Genomic DNA, 17574 nt, shown 5'->3' with positions numbered 1-17574 from the left:
ATTTTTATAACAAGAAGTATATTTAATAATAGTATTTGATATTGATTTTCAAATTATTTTTATAAAATTTATCGAGGCAGATCATGTTAGGCAACTTAGGTAAAAACTTGACTAAAACAATGAAAAAATTAGCCGGTATGCCCATAATCGATGAAGAAGTAGTTAAAGAGGTTATAAAGGATATACAAAGGGCTTTAATCCAATCAGATGTTAATATTAAGCTTGTTTTAAATTTATCAAAAACAATAGAAGAGAGGGCACTTAAAGAAGAACCCCCTAAAGGAATTACACCCAGAGAATATATTATAACCATAGTTTATGAAGAACTGGTAAATCTTATAGGTAAAAAAGCCGAAGAGGTTGAAATTGACACTAAACCTTATAAAATACTGTTTGTAGGTCTACAGGGTAGCGGTAAAACTACTACTATTGGTAAACTTGCAAAATATCTCCAGAAAAAAGGTTTCAACCCTGCTGTTATTAGCACAGACACCTGGAGGCCTGCCGCGTATGAACAGCTCAGGCAGTTAACTGAAGGTATGAATGTACCTTTATACGGTGATCCAGAAAATAAGGATGCCCTTGATCTTGCAAGAAAAGGTCTTGCAGAGTTTAAAAAGCAGGATTTAATAATTATAGATACTGCTGGACGTCACAAAGAGGAGAAGGACCTTCTTGATGAGATGGAACAAATATCTTCGATTGTAGAGCCTAATGAAGTTATACTGGTTATTGATGGTACTATAGGTCAGCAGGCGAAAGATCAGGCCCAGGCATTTAATAAAGCAACTGATGTGGGTTCTATTATTATAACAAAGCTTGATGGTTCTGCAAAAGGTGGTGGAGCATTATCTGCTGTTTCAGAAATTGGTGCTCCCATCAAGTTCATTGGTACCGGTGAAAGAGTCGATGATTTTGAGGCGTTTGATCCTGAAAGGTTTATTTCAAGACTCCTTGGAATGGGTGACATTAAATCTCTTATTGAAAAGGCAGAAGAGATTGCAGAAGAGGATGTAGATGCAGATGCAATGGAAGCCATGTTAAGTGGTAAATTTACCCTTAAAGAAATGTATTCTCAATTTGAAATGATGAATAAAATGGGGCCGATGCAGCAGGTTATGAATATGATTCCGGGAATGGGTGGAAAACTCCCTAAAAACGCTTCTCAGGTGACAGAAGAGAAACTGGGCAGATATAAAATCATGATGGACTCCATGACAGAATATGAGCTCACACATCCCGAAGTTATAAAGCAATCCCGGGTAAAAAGGATTGCAAAGGGATCAGGTATGCGGAATGAGGATGTCAAAGAGCTGCTCAAATACTATAATGTTACCAAAAAAGCCATGAAAGGTTTTGGTAAACGGAAAATGGGCGGTCCACTGGGACAGATGATGAGACAGATGATGCGGTAAAATTAATTATTACCTCTCTTTTTTTAACTAAAAACAATCAATTTTTTACATTTTTAAGGATGATATAGATGGAATCTCAAATTACTGAAAAAGCACTTAAACTTATGGAAATTACAGACTGGAAACTTTGCAATCATTGTTTAGGCAGAAAATTCTCTAAAATAGTGGAAGGTGAAGATAACAAATACAGGGGCGAATACGTAAGGCAAATTCTATCTGATGAGAATTACAGCGCTCTAAATACGGATTCATGTTATATATGTGGAAATATATTTGATGACGTTAAAAATGGAGTTATAGAAAAGATAATAAGCAAATTAAAGGAAGAAGAAATTGAATTTGAAACATTCCTTATTGGGTGTCGTGTTTTACCTGAAATACTGGTTAAAGAAGAAGAAATTCAAAAATCCCTGGAATTAGATGTTGAAAGCATTAAAAAAGAGATAAACAGAGAAATAGGGAAAATATTATCACTGGAACTCCAAAAGGAAGTGGATTTTGATTATCCAGATATAGTGATAATGGTTGACCTTGTAAAAGATAAAATAGCCATTCAAATAAATCCTATCTTCATAGAAGGGCGCTATAGAAAGCTTATTAGGGGAATACCTCAGACAAAATGGCCCTGTAAGAAGTGTAGAGGTAAAGGATGTCCAGGTTGTGATTATACTGGTAAAATGTATCCTGAATCAGTTGAAGAGCTGATTTCAGCTATTCCCCTCCAGTTATTTAGAGGAAATGATTCAAAATTCCATGGAGCGGGACGGGAGGATATAGACGTTAAAATGCTTGGAAATGGAAGGCCATTTGTACTTGAGATAAAAGAGCCCAGAATTAGAAATTTTGATCTAAAAAATCTCCAGAGTAAAATTAATGAACATGCCCATGGAAAAGTAGAAGTCACAGATCTGAAACCCACTGGAAGAAAAAGGAAGGGTATGATAAAAAACTCATCTACAGATACATACAAAGTTTATAGAGCTATTGTAGAAACTGAAGATCAGATTAAAGAAGAAGAATTAGATAAATTAAGCTTTTTAGACATTATTAATCAACGTACACCTATAAGAGTGTCCCATAGGCGTGCAGATAAAATAAGGACACGTAAAGTCAGAGAGATAAGAACTAAAATAATTAATCCTTCCAGATTCGAGATGATAGTTGAATGTGAAGGCGGATTATATATTAAAGAACTCATAAGTAGTGATGAGGGAAGAACAAGCCCAAGTGTAGCTGAAATTTTAGGTAAAAAAGCGTTATGTGTACAGCTTGATGTTTTAGAGGTTAATATCTAAATTAGAGATTAATATTTAAAAGTTGAACAACATATTAATTCATAAGGTTTAAATTTAATAAAACCTAAAATAGAAAAGTTTAGTATAAATAGGGTTTTAGCATATATTTACATAGTAGCATATTATTCAACATGATCAGATTTAAAGACTTAATTTCATAATCGAATTTTACAATGCTTTCTTTGAATCAAATAATAAAAAGTAGCAACTATGCTAAATATTTTAAAATCATAAAATTTGACTTAACGGTCATTTTAATTAGATAATATTATTATGGAGGTTTAAGAATGGTAACAAGATCAAGAGGTTATAGAAGTAAGACACGCTATAAACTTAAAAAGAGCTTAAGAGTAAGCAGAGCAAATCCAATAACAAAAAAAATACAGACTTTTGATGAAAACGCTCTCGTTCATATTATAATTGACCCTAGTGTTCAGAAAGGTCAGCCACATCCTCGTTTCCATGGTAAAACAGGTAGAGTTGCGGATAAAAGAGGTAGGGCATATATCGTAGAAATAAATGATGGTAATAAAGCTAAAAAATTAATTATAAGGCCTGAACATCTTAAAATGCAAGAGTGATGATAATGATTGGGAAAAAAGTTATTGATACTGACCCTATCACCACTGCAGAAGTTAAAAAGATGCTCGAAGACCTTGCAGAAACTCATGAACTCACTTATGAGCAAAACCTAGCTCTCGATCATGTAGTAAAGTTTTCAAAGCTGGATGCAGATGATGCAAAAAAACTGGTTGAAGAACTTGAAGAATTAGTCAAAAAAACTCAAGCTATTAAAATTGCAGATGTAATGCCTGAAGATCTTGCAGATCTAAGGCTTCTATTTGCAAAAGAAAGGGGCTCATATAAAACTGAAGATTTGGAGAAGATACTAGAAATAGTGAACAGATACAGATAAAATATACTGGAAATAGGGATTCATGCAATATTTATAATCTGATTTTAATCAGGTTTATTAATATAAATCTTCATTGAAGAGAAATAATAAAATATTAAAATAATAACATCATAGATGTGATTAAATGGAAGAATATGCAATCATTTTGGATTATCTTCCTTTAGGATATGTTAAAGAAGGTATACCCACATATAAAAGAAAGCCTGTAGCGCAGGCAATAGGTAAAGAAGAATTTACTCTACTTGAACTTATTCCAAAAGAGAATGTGTCGCTGGATATTCATCAGAAAGTTTATATAGGTTCAGGAAAGCGGGAGGAAATATCCCGGGTAAATAGAAGACTTAAATATGATGATCTCACAGCTACCGCTAAGGTTGAATTAAACTATGTCATAGAAGAAATTATTAAAGCAAAAGAGGATAAGTTTATCGAGTTTTTCAATGAAGCCGGCCCTATTTCAACCAGATTACATCAGCTTGAACTCCTTCCTGGAATTGGTAAAAAGCACATGTGGGACATTATAAAGGCAAGGAAAGAAAAGCCCTTTGAAAATTATGAAGATGTTAAAAAACGGGTCCCTATGCTTGCTGACCCTGTAAAACTCATTTCAAAGAGAATACTACTGGAACTTGACGCGGCAAAGGATAAAAAAGGAAAACGGAAGTATGTATTATTTACAAGGCCTCCTGCAAAGAGGTATTAATCTCCAATTTCCACATTATTTCTTTATTTTATAAACTACTATTTTTTTTATATGTCTAAAAACTAAAATTCTTTCAGGTAATCTGATGTTAAGTAGAGAAACCCTAAAAATACTGAAAGAGAATAATATAAGACTAGATAAACGAAAAGGGCAAAATTACTTGGTAGATTCTAATATACTCGCCAAAATCATTGAATACTCAGAGATATCTCCTGATGATGTTATACTGGAGATTGGGGCAGGTATTGGGACTCTTACAATTCCACTTTCTAAGAAAGCAAAGAAAGTGATAGCCATAGAGCAGGACCAGAAAATTGCTGCTATTTTAGAAAAAAGGCTTGAAAACCTTGATATCTCGAATGTAGCTGTGTTAGCTGCTGATGCGACTAAAATTGACTTTCCAGAATTTAACAAGGTTGTATCCAATCTGCCCTACAAAATTTCATCGCCAATTACTTTTAAACTGCTGAAATATGACTTTGATTATGCAATACTTATGTACCAACTTGAATTTGCCCAAAGAATGATCGCAAAGCCAGGTGATTCTAATTATTCACGATTATCACTGATGTTACACTTTTGTGGAGATGTTGAACTCCTTTTTGAAGTTTCAAAGCATTGTTTTTTTCCCCAACCAAAAATATCATCTGCTGTTATTAAATTAGTTCCGAATAAAAAAGCAGAAGTTGATGAATTCTTTATCAAGACTTCAAGGGCGCTTTTCCAGCATAAAAAGAAAAAAGTTAGAAATGCTTTACTGGATTCGTTCCATGAAATTGCTGATGTGGATAAAAAAGAAGCTAAAGAAATAGTTTCAAAATTGGATCCTCATTTATTGAGTGAGAGGGTTGTGAAGCTGGATCCTGAAGATGTTATATTAATTTCTGAGGAATTGAAATTATTAGTGAAAAAATAAATAAATTGATCTGTTAATTTTAATCAGGAGATAAAAAAATGAATCAAAATCCCTATGAATTATTTCAAAAAGAGTGTCCAGAAGTTGCAGCACGCTTTAATGACCTTATAGAAGCTCAAAAATCATTAGAAGGTCTTGATGCTAAAACAAAGCAGTTAATCAATATTGCCATTCAGACGGCGAATAGAAATCAAAGAGGTGTGCAGATGCATGCCATGATGGCTAAAAAAGAAGGTGCAACCCATGAAGAAGTTATAGGTGCAGTAGTTTTGAATTTGCACCATTCAGGACTTGCATCAGTAATTGAATGCCTACCCGCTGCAATTGATGGTTTTGAAGGTAAATTTTAACTGGAGATACTATGGCAACTATTTATTCAAGGAAAATATCTAAGAAAGAAGCAGGAAATGATTTTATTTTACACTCAAACACGAAGCATGCAAAAATTTTCAATTTTTGCTGCGTCAAAAACTTTGTTTTTGACAGTGTTTGGTGTTTGCAAAACCTTCAGTTTTGCAACAGTAAAAAATCGGAGATTTTTTACATGCCCCGAACATTCCATGTTCGAGGGTTTTAAAAATAAATTATCATTATTTCCTGATTTAGAGAACATATTTGAGCTTAAGGATGGGAATTCCTCCAGAGAAGTAAAAGTAGAATCCTATCCATGCACTTGTAGAGGTCCTAATCAGCCCATGAACATTATTTTATAAGGTGGGAAGGATTGGAAGCTGGAGATAAAATTGAAATAACAAAGGACAATGGAAATTCTGCTAAATACAACTTAAAAATTTTACATTAATTATTTTTAATGAATGAGTATACACTTAATATTCTGTTATTATATAATTAAAAAATAACGAGCCAATTAAATAAGAGCTAAATTCTTAAAAAATGAAGATTAAATAATTATCAAAGATGGTGAAATAAAATGCTTGAATACAAAGGACTGGTCATTTACAAACATCCGAAGGTATATGAACCTGCTGAAGACACTTTTTTACTTGTAGAAAACTTAGATATCAAAAGAAGCGATGATGTACTCGAGATAGGAACAGGTACTGGGCTTGTAGCAGTTTATGCAGCTCAAAGATCAAGAAACGTGGTTGCAACAGATATTAATGATTATGCACTTCAATGTGCTGTGAAAAACACCATTACCAACCGAACATACAATGTAGAATTAAGGAAAGGAAGTCTCTTTGAACCAGTTAAAGATGAAAAATTCGATTTAATTTTATTTAACACTCCATACCTTCCTACCGGAGAAGATGAAAAGCTTGATGAAGAACTTAATGCTGCATGGGATGGAGGATCAGGGGGAAGAGACACCATAGATCAATTCCTTAATGAATTAAAAGCCCATCTAAAACCAAATGGCCGTGTTCAGCTTGTTCAGTCTTCTCTATCAGATAATGAAAAGACACTTGCTAAATTAGAAGAACTTGGTTTTGATGCTGAGATTACGGCCAGTGAGAAATGCTTTTTTGAAGAGATTGTGGTTATTACCGGGAAGTTAAAATAAACAATTTTAATTCTATTATTTCTTTTTAAATCATTAAAAAGACTATTTTTTCTTAAATATTCTTTAATAATTGCCAATTGAACTATAAAGTGAGTTATTGTTATCATAAGAAAGATTTATAAGCCATATGTTTCCTATAATAAACTACAGGCATTATGGATGATTATATGATTATAAGAGACATTAAGAAATGCAATTATTTTAAATCTCTGGATAAAACTACCATATGTGAGTTATTACATCCTAAAAATGAAAATGGATGTTTAGAAATAGATTACAGTATCGCCCATGCGATTTTAAAGGTGGGAGAATCTTCACTTATCCATAAACTTAAAAATTCAGTTGAAGTGTACTACATTCTTGAAGGTAAGGGCATTATGCATATAAATGATGAAGAGGAAGAAGTTCGGCCAGGCCAGGTGATATATATCCCTCCAGATTCAAAACAATACATTGAAAATGTTGGAAATAAAGAATTAAAATTTCTATGTATCGTTTATCCAATGTGGAACGAGGAAGACGAAGAACTTATAAAATGAAAATTTCAATCCAGTTAAATAGTTTAATTATGTCCTATTTGATTTATTATATTCATCATGCTAATTTAAATTCTTTTAACTCTAAAATATAATTATTATATGATTAATTAGTTATCTATGCTCAATTTTAAGTTATGTTAATTTTTAACTAATCATTTAAAATAATTCAGAATACACATTTTTAACAAATAATCATATAGCCTTTGTTTAACAGGATAAAGCTTAAGCATTTAAAATCATGTTTACCCATGAAATATAATATTTATTTTTTAATTCCCGAAATCAAAATACTTAAGTATTTTAGATAATCATAAACTGTATAGAATAGAAAACAAATAATATTGATTATTAAATCTAAAAAGGGGAAAAAAATGAAAAAGATATTAGGAATGACTTTATTCCTGTTAATGGTATTTTCATTAATAAATGTCAGTTTCGCTACCTATTTAGGGGGAACTTCTTATGGCTATGTGGAAAAAGAGATTTACGGAAATCTGAATTCTAACCAGACCATAGTGCTTATAGTCGGCGTGCATCCACAGGAAAATGGAATACATACTGCTATTGCTAATGCTTTGGCAGGAAAGTCCGAAAACCTCTCTAAAAGATATGTTATTTATAAAGTTCATGTAACCCAAAATGCCAATGATTACAGTGCAGGTAGGATGAATGGACAATTATTAGCTCAACAATTCGTAGTTCCTGATGTTTCAAGTGAAAAACCAATGTTAGTTGTAGATAATCATGAAAATCATGGCTCAAACAGTGGATACACCTATTACAGATTTTTTTATCCAATCTCTAACACTGAAATAACAAAAATATATACAAATCAAATAATTAGTGCAATGCCATTACCAGTTTACTATCCTCCAAATCCAACAAGTACAAAATATGTAACTGTACCTATTGCAAATAAAGGAATACCCACCATAATTTATGAAACTTACATATCAGATTCAGCAGCTAAGAAAACATCCGATGCAAACGCCCTTATTGATGCATTAGATAAAAAAGTTATTAATATACCGACAGTTAAATCTAATCCATCTGGAGGCTTATTTAACACTCCAAAGATCGTTACTTTAACAATAAGTAAAAATGGTACTATTTATTACACTACAGATGGAACTACCCCTACCAATGAAAGTAATGAATATACAGATCCAATCTCAATATCATCTACAACTACATTGAAATTTATTGGAGTGGATGATGAGGGCAAAGAATCTCCTATTTACACGCAAACTTACACCATCGATAGAACTGTTCCAACATTGATTTCAACAAATCCAAAAAATGGCGCTATAAAGGTTTCAAGAACTGGCACTATTTCCATTAAATTCAGTGAAAATGTTAAAACAAGTATCAACTGGTCTAAAGTAGTAATTAAAAACAGGTTTGGACGAACAGTTTCCAGAAGTAAATGGGTTTCAGGAAACACACTTTACATAAAAACCTATAAAAGAACCAGGTATTCGTATTATACAGTATACATTCCAGCATCAGCAGTAAAAGACAATGCTGGCAATAACCTTGCTACATCATATGTTTTTAAATTCAAAACAGGGAAATATTAAAAAATTCTTTTCTTTTTTTATTCTCAATAACAGATATCTAATATAATCTTAACCAAAAAAGTAAATTCTTAAAATTAAATTAATAAACAACCATAACACACATATAACTGAAATCTTCAGATAAAATATCCTTTAAAGACATTTCAACTATTTTTTCATCATCATAACTGAGTTTCTCACAAATCGCGACTTTTCTTCCTTCATTAACGCCGTTTTCAATTAAAAAATCAGCGAGTTCTGAGGGTTTAAAGTTTGGAAGAATTATTGTTGGTTTACCATTATCAATAAGATCCATTATTCCTTTATTAATACCTTTTCCATGCATTGTGACTATATCTGACTCATCCCATGGTATTTTAAGTTTTGCAGCGCATAACTGGACAGAACTGATTCCTGGAATAACTTCAATATCAATATCTGGATTTAAACCTAGAATTGGCTTTAAAATACCTGAAAACCCGGGATCTCCAGTTGAAAGTATCGCAACTTTTTTTCCATCCTGTACCATTGTGATTGACCGTTTCATCATGTCCTTCATGTTTTTTGCGTTCAGTTCAAATTTCTGAACTTCAATATCAAAGAGATCAAGCGCTCTTTTACTTCCAATAACCACATCAACAGATGAAACAGTGCTAACCGCGATTTGTGTCAAATATTCTTTTGATCCTGGCCCTATCCCCACTATATACAGCTTTGACATTGAAAACCTCGTTTAATAAGACTACTTAATAATCATCGCTAAACATACTTTATTATAGGAACTTCTTTAATTTGATTTAAATAGTTTTAGAATATCATTTTCTTGATTTGCATTTTAGAGTGAAGTTTCCATATGATTCAAAAACATTATGAACCATGTCTTAAATACCATAATATTGAAAAAGAAGAATTCGATGTGATAAAATGCTCGAAATAGGCGTGACAGGAAAACCAAACGTAGGAAAATCATCATTTTTTAATTCAGCGACTTTATCCGGAGTTGAAGTTGCAAGTTATCCATTTACAACAATTGATGCAAATAAAGCAGTTGCCTATGTAATATCAAAGTGCCCGTGCACAGAACTGGAACTCACATGCAATCCGCAGAATTCAAAATGTGTTCAGGGAAAAAGAATGATTCCTGTTGAACTCATTGACGTTGCAGGGCTGGTTCCAGGAGCTCATGAAGGAAGAGGGCTTGGAAATAAATTTTTAGATGAATTACGGCAATCAAGAGTTTTAATACATATTATTGATGCTTCAGGCTCTACTGACGAGGAGGGAAGACCTGTTGAGGCAGGATCACATGATCCGCTTGATGATGTTGAATTTTTAGAGCATGAAATAACCATGTGGCTCTTCGGAATATTGAAGAAAAACTGGAGCAAATTAATACGAAAATACCTCTCAGAAAAGCTTGATTTCTCTAAAATAATACATGAACAGTTCAGTGGAATCGGAATATCATTGGAAGATATTATTGAGGCAAAAAGAGAAGTTCCATCAGAATACCACACATGGGAAGATGAAGATATTCAGAAATTTTTAAGTGTTTTACTCCGCATAGCCAAACCAATGCTTATAGTTGCAAATAAGGCAGATCTCCCTACAGCTGAAGAAAACATTAAAAGATTGCAGGAAAAATATGAAAATGTTATTCCAGCATCTGCAGAATCAGAATTAGCTCTTGTAAGGGCATCAGAAGCAGGTTTGATAAAATACACCTCTGGTGATGATGATTTTGAGATTTTGGATGAATCAAAATTAAGTGAAGCCCAGATAAAGGCCCTTAATTACATTAAAGAACATGTTCTTAAAAAATATGGCAGTACCGGAGTTCAGGAAGCTTTAAATAGAGCAATTTTCGATTTATTAGATATGATCGTTGTTTTCCCGGTTGAAGACGAGCATAAAATGTGTGATAGTAAAGGAAATATTCTTCCAGATGCAATCCTAATAAAATCAGGGGCAAAGCCGCGTGATTTAGCATTTGTAATTCATACTGATATTGGTGAGAGCTTTATGCATGCTATGGATGCCCGTAGCTGCAGAAGAGTGAGTAGTGACTATGAGCTAAAAAGCGGAGATATTATAAGTATTGTTTGCAGATAAAAATCATTGCTTATTAAAAGATTTACTGGTGGTTTGATGGTATCAAATGAAGAAATACAGAGAAGACTTGAAGCAAGAAGAGAAGGAATTTCAGAAGAAACATCTACTGATTTTGAAATAAACGAAATTTTAGAGGATATTATCATTGTAAGTTCCAATTACATTCCAGGATATGAGATTATTGAGACCCGCGGGTTCTGTTATGGGCTTACTGTCCGAAGCAGAGGTGTTGGAGGACAGATTGGTGCAGGATTAAGATCTCTCGTTGGTGGAGAAATAAAGGAATACGTTAGAATGATGGAAGAGTCAAGAGATCAGTCCCTTTATCGGATGATTGACCATGCCAGGCAAATGGGCGCAAATGCCATAATAAGCGTTCGTTATGACTCAAATGAAGTATCAAATGTAATGCAGGAAATTTTAGCCTACGGAACAGCAGTTGTTGCTGCGCCAAAATAAAGATTTCCATTCCATATTTATTTTTCAAAATTAGCTTTCATACTGCATTTAAATTTCTTAAAACTCTTTTTTTAAACTCATATTTGTATCCAGTTATACTATTCTGGGCTAATCTGGCGCTTTGATAACAGATCAGATGCTTTTTTTATAATTAATCCTATAAATCCTCCAATTCCTCCTAATATTCCGCCAAAAACCAATGTGGCAGGAATCCAGATTAAAAGCAATATAAAACTTCCTAAATCTGCACTGGCTATAATTGTTAGAAATATCATGTAAATACTTGACCATATACAAAAAGATAAGGCCCCTACAGTTACTGCCCATACGACACCACGTATTCCTTGAGTTATTAAGGCTGTTGCTATCCCCCCAAAAACACAGGGCAAAATCAGCAGTAAAACTTCATAATTAGGAGCATAAAATACATTTATTCCACTTAAAAATACATATAAAATAGCTATTGTAGATATAATAGTCACTGCAAGGATAATGTTTAAATATTTCAGGTAAGGATCTATTTTCTCCATTCTAATTCTCCATAATGGAATTATTTAATATTGAACTGTTTTTAACTGATTCACTCCTGTTTTTAAGGCTCTCATTGTATTTTTTATTTATTTCTTCATTGTACATGGCAATGTAACCGTCTTTAAAGAAATAAGCACCACAGTTGTAGCACTGATAAATAATGTCCGGGCCGTCATCCATCCAGTATTCAGTATTTGTAGAATTACAATTAGGGCATTTAACCCCTTCATAAGGATTATAAACATAAATTAGAGAAGCCTCTGCAATTACAGTTATAATAAAGATAACTGTTAATATCTTTGCAATTTTTAAATCTCTGCTTTGAATTTTCATATGTCCCCGCATTACTATAGGCCCAGTCCCTTTAAAATATTATTGGCTGCTATTATGCCAGTTGCTGCTGCGCCAACAATTCCCCTTGAAACACCAGCGCCATCTCCAGCCACATAAAGTCCCCTTACAGGAGTTTCAAGACCGCGATTTACTTCTGCCCTCATTGCATAAAGTTTTATCTCCGGAGCATAAAGAAGTGTTGAGTCAGTTGCAACTCCTGGAATAACCTGATTTAATGCTTCAAGCCCTTCTATAATATCAATAACGAGTCTGTTTGGAAATGCCATCGCAATATCTCCGGGAATTACATTTTTAAATGTTGGAGATACATTGCTCTTTTCGATGCGTTTCCATGTTGATCTTCTTCCTCTTTTAAGATCTCCAAGCCTCTGAATTATTGGTTTTCCACTTCCAAGAATATTGGCAATACTTGCAATTGAAAATGCATATGCAGATGTGTTTTCGGTAGGTTTAGTAAGTTCCACCCTAACCAAAAATGCAAAATTAGTATTTAAAGACATTTTTCCACGCATTGAATGTCCATTTACACCTACAAAACCTTCATATACTTCTTCTACAATAAAACCTTTAGGACATGTGCAGAATGTTCTTACAAAGTCATCATAAGTTTTTGTTGTTATATGGAATTTTGGATCCCAGTTTATACTGGTTATTGAATCCATTACTATGTGGGGAACTTCAATTCTAACTCCAATATCCACAGGATTATATCTTATAGAAATTTTAAGTTTTTTAAGCTGATCTGAAAGCCAGTAGGCCCCAACACGTCCAGGGGCAGCTACTATGTAATTACATTTTATTTCAAACTCATTTCCATCTTTTTCTCTGATTGAAACTCCTTTTACATTTTTATCAGCAATTATATTCAGGACTTCTGTTTCAAGTAAGAATTTTGCCCCCATTTCTTCAATTTCTTTTCTTATGGAATTAATAACCTGAGGCGTTTTATCAGACCCGATGTGTCTTTGAACTATTGGAATGAATTTAATTCCTGCAGCTGCGGATTTCCTTAAAATTCCAGATATATCATCCTCAGAAGGTGCATAAATTTCATCAGGTGCCCCGTGCTTTAAAAAAAATTCATCTATTTCCTTTATTATATCCCATGCTTCATCGCTGCTTACAAATTCTTCAAGGTTGCCTCCAATGTCTGGTCTTAAATTCAGTTTACCATCTGAAAGCCCGCCAGCGCCTCCAAGACCTCCCGTTATATTACATGGTGAACATTGCATACAGGTCCCTTTTCCAAGAGAAATGCATTTCCTTTCTTCTATTCCTTTTCCCTTATCAATTATTATTACTTTAAGTTTATCCGCTAATCTGGATGCGGCTAATAGACCTGCCGGGCCTGCACCAATTATTACGACATCGCATTCCATGCTAATCCCGTTATTATTTATATCTTAAAGACTATAAAAAATAACGTAAGCCTTTTAATTATTACAAGAGGTCAATTTCAAGTGTAAAATTAAATTTTTCTCCTAAAATCAAACTCAAGTGTAAGCATGGATCAAAACAGCCCATCCTCCGAAGAGTTAGATATTTTTAAATTATCTCCTGAAGAAGTTTATTCTAATCTTGGTACTTCCAAAGAGGGAATAAGTGAAGCTGAAGCTGAAAAAAGACTTGAAATATATGGACCTAATCAGATAGAAGAATTCAAACAAAAACCATTAATTTTTAAATTTTTAGAAAATTTTTATAATATACTTGCCCTTCTTTTATGGGCTGCAAGCGTTTTAGCTTTTATTGCTGGAATATTCCAATTAGGATTTGCTATTATTGGTGTAATTGTTATTAATGCTCTTTTCAGTTTTTGGCAGGAATATGAAGCAGAAAAAGCGACTGAAGCCCTGAAAAAAATTCTTCCATCTACTGCAAAGGTGATAAGAGAAGGAAAAGAAAGTAAAATCCTTGCTTCGTCACTCGTTCCTGGCGATATTATTGTACTTGAGGAAGGAGACAATATTTCTGCTGATTCACGGCTTGTGGAAGCATTTCAGCTCAAAGTTGATAATTCAACACTTACTGGAGAATCTAGGCCAGTGCGTAAAGAATCTGAAGGTATGAGTGGTGAGAATCATTCCTTTGTCGAGATGCATAATCTTGTTTTTGCTGGTACCAGTGTTGCTGCTGGTTCTGGGAAAGCTGTAGTTTTTGCAACTGGAACTAAAACTGAGTTTAACAAGATTGCAACGCTTACTCAGTCCGTAAAAGAAGTACAAAGTCCTTTACAAAAAGAAATTAGTAAATTAGCTAGAATGATTGCAGCTATAGCTATTTTAATGGGATTTACATTGTTTATGGTTAATGTTTTTGTAATAGATTTTCCTCTTGAATTGGCATTCATTTTTGCCATAGGATTAACCGTTGCAAACGTGCCGGAGGGACTATTACCTACTGTTACCCTTGCACTTGCTGCTTCAGCTAAAAAAATGGTTTCAAAAAATGCCCTCATAAAAAAACTATCCGGCGTTGAAACCTTAGGCTCAACAACCATAATCTGCACCGATAAAACAGGTACACTTACTAAAAATGAGATGACTGTGCGTAAAATATGGATTCCCTGCGAAATAATTGAAGTTACAGGAGCAGGGTATACGCCTGAAGGTGAATTTTTACATAAAGGCCATGAAATTGGCTATGATGAGATGAAAGAGCTTAAATTGCTTATGAGAACCTCAGCATTTTGTAATGATGCCAAACTCATACCTCCAAAAAAAGAAGGAGGGATATGGAAAATATTAGGAGACCCAACAGAAGCATCATTACTTGTTGCAGCAGCAAAAAGCGGTTTTAATTTAGAAGAGGAAATTCAAAGAATTCCCAGGATAATTGAGCTTCCATTTGATTCTAAAAGGAAATCTATGAGCTCAATTCACCAGAAAGAAGATAAAAAAGTAGCTTATATTAAAGGAGCTCCAAAAAAAATTATTTCACTTAGTAGCCATATCTCCCAAAATGGAAAAATCAGGCCATTTAGAGATGAAGAGAAAGAGAAAATAATTAAAAAGCATGATGAACTTGCAAGTCAGGGGCTTAGAATTCTTGCAATGGCATATAGAAATTTACCAGATGATTTCACTGATTACACACCGGAAACTGTTGAAAAAGACATGATTTTTTTGGGCATGATGGCCATGCAGGATCCTCCTCGTCCAGAGGTTCATGATGCCGTAGAACAGTGCCATAAGGCCGGAATTCGAATTATAATGATAACAGGAGACTATGGCCTTACAGCAAGAGCTATAGCTGAAGAAATAGGGATTATTAGCGGGCCATGTGAGATTGTTAAAGGTAAAGAACTAACTGAAATGTCTGATGATGAAGTTGGGCAATTGCTCAAGTCTGGATGCGATGTGATATTTGCAAGAGCCATTCCAGAACATAAACTTAGAATTGCCAGCATACTTGAAGATGAAGATGAAATAGTGGCAATGACAGGGGATGGTGTTAATGATGCTCCAGCACTTAGAAAAGCAGATATTGGAATTGCTATGGGAATAACAGGTACAGATGTTGCAAAAGAAGCTTCTGATATGGTTTTAACTGATGATAACTTCGCTTCAATTGTAGCTGCCATTAAACAAGGTAGAAACATTTTTGAAAATATCAGAAAGTTTATTATATACATTTTTTCTCACGAAACCGCAGAAATTATCCCATTTGTCCTTACGGTATTATTTGGGATTCCTCTTCCGATTACAGTGATGCAGATACTTGCGATTGACCTAGGGACTGATACTGTTCCTGCACTTGCTCTTGGTGTTGGGCCTTCAGAAGCCGATGTAATGGATATACCTCCCCGTTCTCGTAAAGAACGCCTATTAAATCGTGAAGTACTATTTAGAGGATATATCTACCTTGGGTTAATCAAAACAACTTTAGTAATGTCAGGATACTTTTGGGTTTTATATAATGGTGGATGGCAATTTGGGCAAGAACTATCCTTTTCAGATCCACTTTATATAAAAGCAACTACCATGGTGTTTGCAGGTATCGTAACAGCGCAGATGGGTAACCTTTTAGGGTGTCAAAGCTCAAGAACATCTGTTTTTAAAATAGGGCTTTTTAAAAATAGGTGGATACCTATAGGAATTGCTTTTATGGCCATTGTAATTTTCTCCATAATATATATTCCCTATCTCCAAGATATATTCAATACAACTGCCCTCGGACTAAATGAATGGCTTTATTTAATCACATTTGCTCCTATAATGTTTTTTGCAGATGAATTAAGAAAATACATTGTAAGAACTCGTGGTTAAAGCTTTTATTAAAAATTTTTCTATAATTTAGTTTTAATTCTCTTTTACAAAAGTAAAGAGTGTTTACACCCAATTTGATGTTTTGAAGCTATGATTTAAGGTTTTTAATATACTTGTTAAATGCAAATATTTTTATAACGATTGATAATATTTAATTAGAGAATTTAGGGAGGTAAAGTATGAAGCTTAAAACAGTAATTATAATGACTTTTTTAGTTATTGGACTTCTTGGAGTTCCAAATTGTATTTCTGCACAGGAATATCAGGTTTCACCATCTGATGCTGTTTTGGAGAGTAGTTTAGCTGCTACGCATTTAAATGCCTTAACTCCTGCAGTTAAAGGCGGCAGCCGCGGTGGAAGTTCAAGCGGTATCAGTAAAACCGTTAAAAAGCTGAGTGATGGCGATGATGATGATGCCAGTGGCGATGGTGGTTCATGGTGGATAGCTATAATTATAATTGTTATAATAATAGCAATTATCGCTGTATGGTACCTATTTTTAAGGAAATAATCCATTTCCTTTTTTTTAAATATTTTAAAGGGTAATTTTTATGTTTGTAATATTCAGATTATTAAGAGAACGCTTACCTAAAATAATCCATGAACGAATGACACGTATTTTTATTTTAATTTTTGGAGTTATTGCTTATGGAACCATTGGATTTCATCTAATTGAAGGGCAGCCATGGATTGTATCATTTTACTGGACATTTGTTACTATTGGAACAGTAGGGTATGGTGATTACAGTCCTGAAACAAATATTGGAATGTTTTTTACAATTTCATTGATAATTTTAGGTATTGGTAGTTTTGCAATTGCTATTGAGTCAATAGTTGAATTTTTAGTACAAAGACAGCAAATGCGATTAATGGGGTTGATTAATGTGAAAAAAACAGAACATGTGGTGATATGTGGCTGGACTGAAAGCACAGAGGAATGTATAAAAGAAATTGGGAAGGGAAATGAGATTTTTGTGATTG

The 17574-nt window shown here is 33.7% G+C and carries 20 protein-coding genes; 16 read left to right on the top strand and 4 right to left on the bottom strand.

The annotated features are described in order from the left end of the window. Nucleotides 1-83: 83 nt before the first annotated feature. The 11 genes from QMD61_06990 (at nt 84) to QMD61_06940 (ending at nt 8889) form a co-directional block, all read left to right on the top strand. Nucleotides 84-1415, top strand: a complete 1332-nt coding sequence (locus tag QMD61_06990; GenBank protein MDI6724378.1) for a signal recognition particle protein Srp54 — start codon at nt 84-86, stop codon at nt 1413-1415. Between the two features lie 68 nt (nt 1416-1483). Then, entirely contained in the window at nt 1484-2710 is a 1227-nt protein-coding gene (locus tag QMD61_06985; GenBank protein ID MDI6724377.1) for a tRNA pseudouridine(54/55) synthase Pus10, read from the top strand. Nucleotides 2711-2997: 287 nt separating this feature from the next. Further along, nucleotides 2998-3291: a 50S ribosomal protein L21e gene (locus QMD61_06980; protein MDI6724376.1), complete on the top strand. Its 294-nt coding sequence runs from the start codon at nt 2998-3000 to the stop codon at nt 3289-3291. 5 nt (nt 3292-3296) lie between these two features. Further along, nucleotides 3297-3626: an RNA polymerase Rpb4 family protein gene (locus tag QMD61_06975; GenBank protein MDI6724375.1), complete on the top strand. Its 330-nt coding sequence runs from the start codon at nt 3297-3299 to the stop codon at nt 3624-3626. A gap of 124 nt (nt 3627-3750) precedes the next feature. Further along, nucleotides 3751-4329, top strand: coding sequence for a DUF655 domain-containing protein (locus QMD61_06970; GenBank protein MDI6724374.1), 579 nt, complete (start codon nt 3751-3753; stop codon nt 4327-4329). 85 nt (nt 4330-4414) lie between these two features. After that, nucleotides 4415-5245, top strand: coding sequence for a 16S rRNA (adenine(1518)-N(6)/adenine(1519)-N(6))-dimethyltransferase RsmA (gene rsmA, locus QMD61_06965; GenBank protein MDI6724373.1), 831 nt, complete (start codon nt 4415-4417; stop codon nt 5243-5245). A gap of 38 nt (nt 5246-5283) precedes the next feature. Then, nucleotides 5284-5595, top strand: coding sequence for a carboxymuconolactone decarboxylase family protein (locus QMD61_06960; GenBank protein MDI6724372.1), 312 nt, complete (start codon nt 5284-5286; stop codon nt 5593-5595). Between the two features lie 57 nt (nt 5596-5652). After that, entirely contained in the window at nt 5653-5958 is a 306-nt protein-coding gene (locus QMD61_06955; GenBank protein ID MDI6724371.1) for a hypothetical protein, read from the top strand. A gap of 218 nt (nt 5959-6176) precedes the next feature. Continuing rightward, on the top strand, nt 6177-6770 hold the full coding sequence (locus QMD61_06950; protein MDI6724370.1) for a class I SAM-dependent methyltransferase: 594 nt from the start codon (nt 6177-6179) through the stop codon (nt 6768-6770). A gap of 167 nt (nt 6771-6937) precedes the next feature. Then, nucleotides 6938-7309 carry a cupin domain-containing protein gene (locus QMD61_06945; GenBank protein ID MDI6724369.1) on the top strand — a complete coding sequence of 124 codons (372 nt, stop codon included), beginning with the start codon at nt 6938-6940 and terminating at the stop codon, nt 7307-7309. A gap of 371 nt (nt 7310-7680) precedes the next feature. After that, the gene (locus tag QMD61_06940; protein ID MDI6724368.1) at nt 7681-8889 is read left to right on the top strand and encodes a chitobiase/beta-hexosaminidase C-terminal domain-containing protein; all 1209 of its coding nucleotides are present in this window, start codon (nt 7681-7683) and stop codon (nt 8887-8889) included. A 79-nt stretch (nt 8890-8968) separates the two neighbouring features. Here the strand turns inward: QMD61_06940 and cbiE are convergent, their stop codons facing one another. Then, nucleotides 8969-9589 (bottom strand): precorrin-6y C5,15-methyltransferase (decarboxylating) subunit CbiE, encoded by a 621-nt coding sequence (cbiE, locus tag QMD61_06935; protein MDI6724367.1) that lies wholly within the window; start codon nt 9587-9589, stop codon nt 8969-8971. Nucleotides 9590-9792: 203 nt separating this feature from the next. Between cbiE and QMD61_06930 the strand changes: the two genes are divergently transcribed. Both QMD61_06930 and QMD61_06925 read left to right on the top strand, forming a co-directional pair. After that, the gene (locus QMD61_06930) at nt 9793-10980 is read left to right on the top strand and encodes a redox-regulated ATPase YchF (protein MDI6724366.1); all 1188 of its coding nucleotides are present in this window, start codon (nt 9793-9795) and stop codon (nt 10978-10980) included. Between the two features lie 36 nt (nt 10981-11016). Continuing rightward, on the top strand, nt 11017-11439 hold the full coding sequence (locus QMD61_06925) for a heavy metal-binding domain-containing protein (GenBank protein ID MDI6724365.1): 423 nt from the start codon (nt 11017-11019) through the stop codon (nt 11437-11439). A 98-nt stretch (nt 11440-11537) separates the two neighbouring features. Here the strand turns inward: QMD61_06925 and QMD61_06920 are convergent, their stop codons facing one another. Genes QMD61_06920 through QMD61_06910 form a run of 3 tightly spaced genes read right to left on the bottom strand, consistent with a single transcriptional unit; the run spans nt 11538 to nt 13703 of the window. Next, complete coding sequence (locus tag QMD61_06920; GenBank protein ID MDI6724364.1) at nt 11538-11969, bottom strand: hypothetical protein; 432 nt, start codon at nt 11967-11969, stop codon at nt 11538-11540. A 1-nt stretch (nt 11970) separates the two neighbouring features. Then, nucleotides 11971-12303 carry a hypothetical protein gene (locus QMD61_06915; GenBank protein MDI6724363.1) on the bottom strand — a complete coding sequence of 111 codons (333 nt, stop codon included), beginning with the start codon at nt 12301-12303 and terminating at the stop codon, nt 11971-11973. A 14-nt stretch (nt 12304-12317) separates the two neighbouring features. Continuing rightward, the gene (locus QMD61_06910; protein MDI6724362.1) at nt 12318-13703 is read right to left on the bottom strand and encodes an NAD(P)/FAD-dependent oxidoreductase; all 1386 of its coding nucleotides are present in this window, start codon (nt 13701-13703) and stop codon (nt 12318-12320) included. A 126-nt stretch (nt 13704-13829) separates the two neighbouring features. On the opposite strand from QMD61_06910, the gene QMD61_06905 reads away from it, so the two are divergent. The 3 genes from QMD61_06905 to QMD61_06895 form a co-directional block, all read left to right on the top strand. Next, the gene (locus QMD61_06905; GenBank protein ID MDI6724361.1) at nt 13830-16592 is read left to right on the top strand and encodes a cation-transporting P-type ATPase; all 2763 of its coding nucleotides are present in this window, start codon (nt 13830-13832) and stop codon (nt 16590-16592) included. A 179-nt stretch (nt 16593-16771) separates the two neighbouring features. Further along, complete coding sequence (locus tag QMD61_06900) at nt 16772-17104, top strand: hypothetical protein (GenBank protein MDI6724360.1); 333 nt, start codon at nt 16772-16774, stop codon at nt 17102-17104. Between the two features lie 40 nt (nt 17105-17144). Continuing rightward, the coding region (locus QMD61_06895) for an ion channel (GenBank protein MDI6724359.1) at nt 17145-17574 on the top strand (430 nt) is incomplete at its 3' end.

The sequence above is a fragment of the Methanobacterium sp. genome (assembly GCA_030017655.1).
Lineage (GTDB): Archaea > Methanobacteriota > Methanobacteria > Methanobacteriales > Methanobacteriaceae > Methanobacterium_D.
This window is presented reverse-complemented; position numbering and strand designations above follow the sequence as displayed.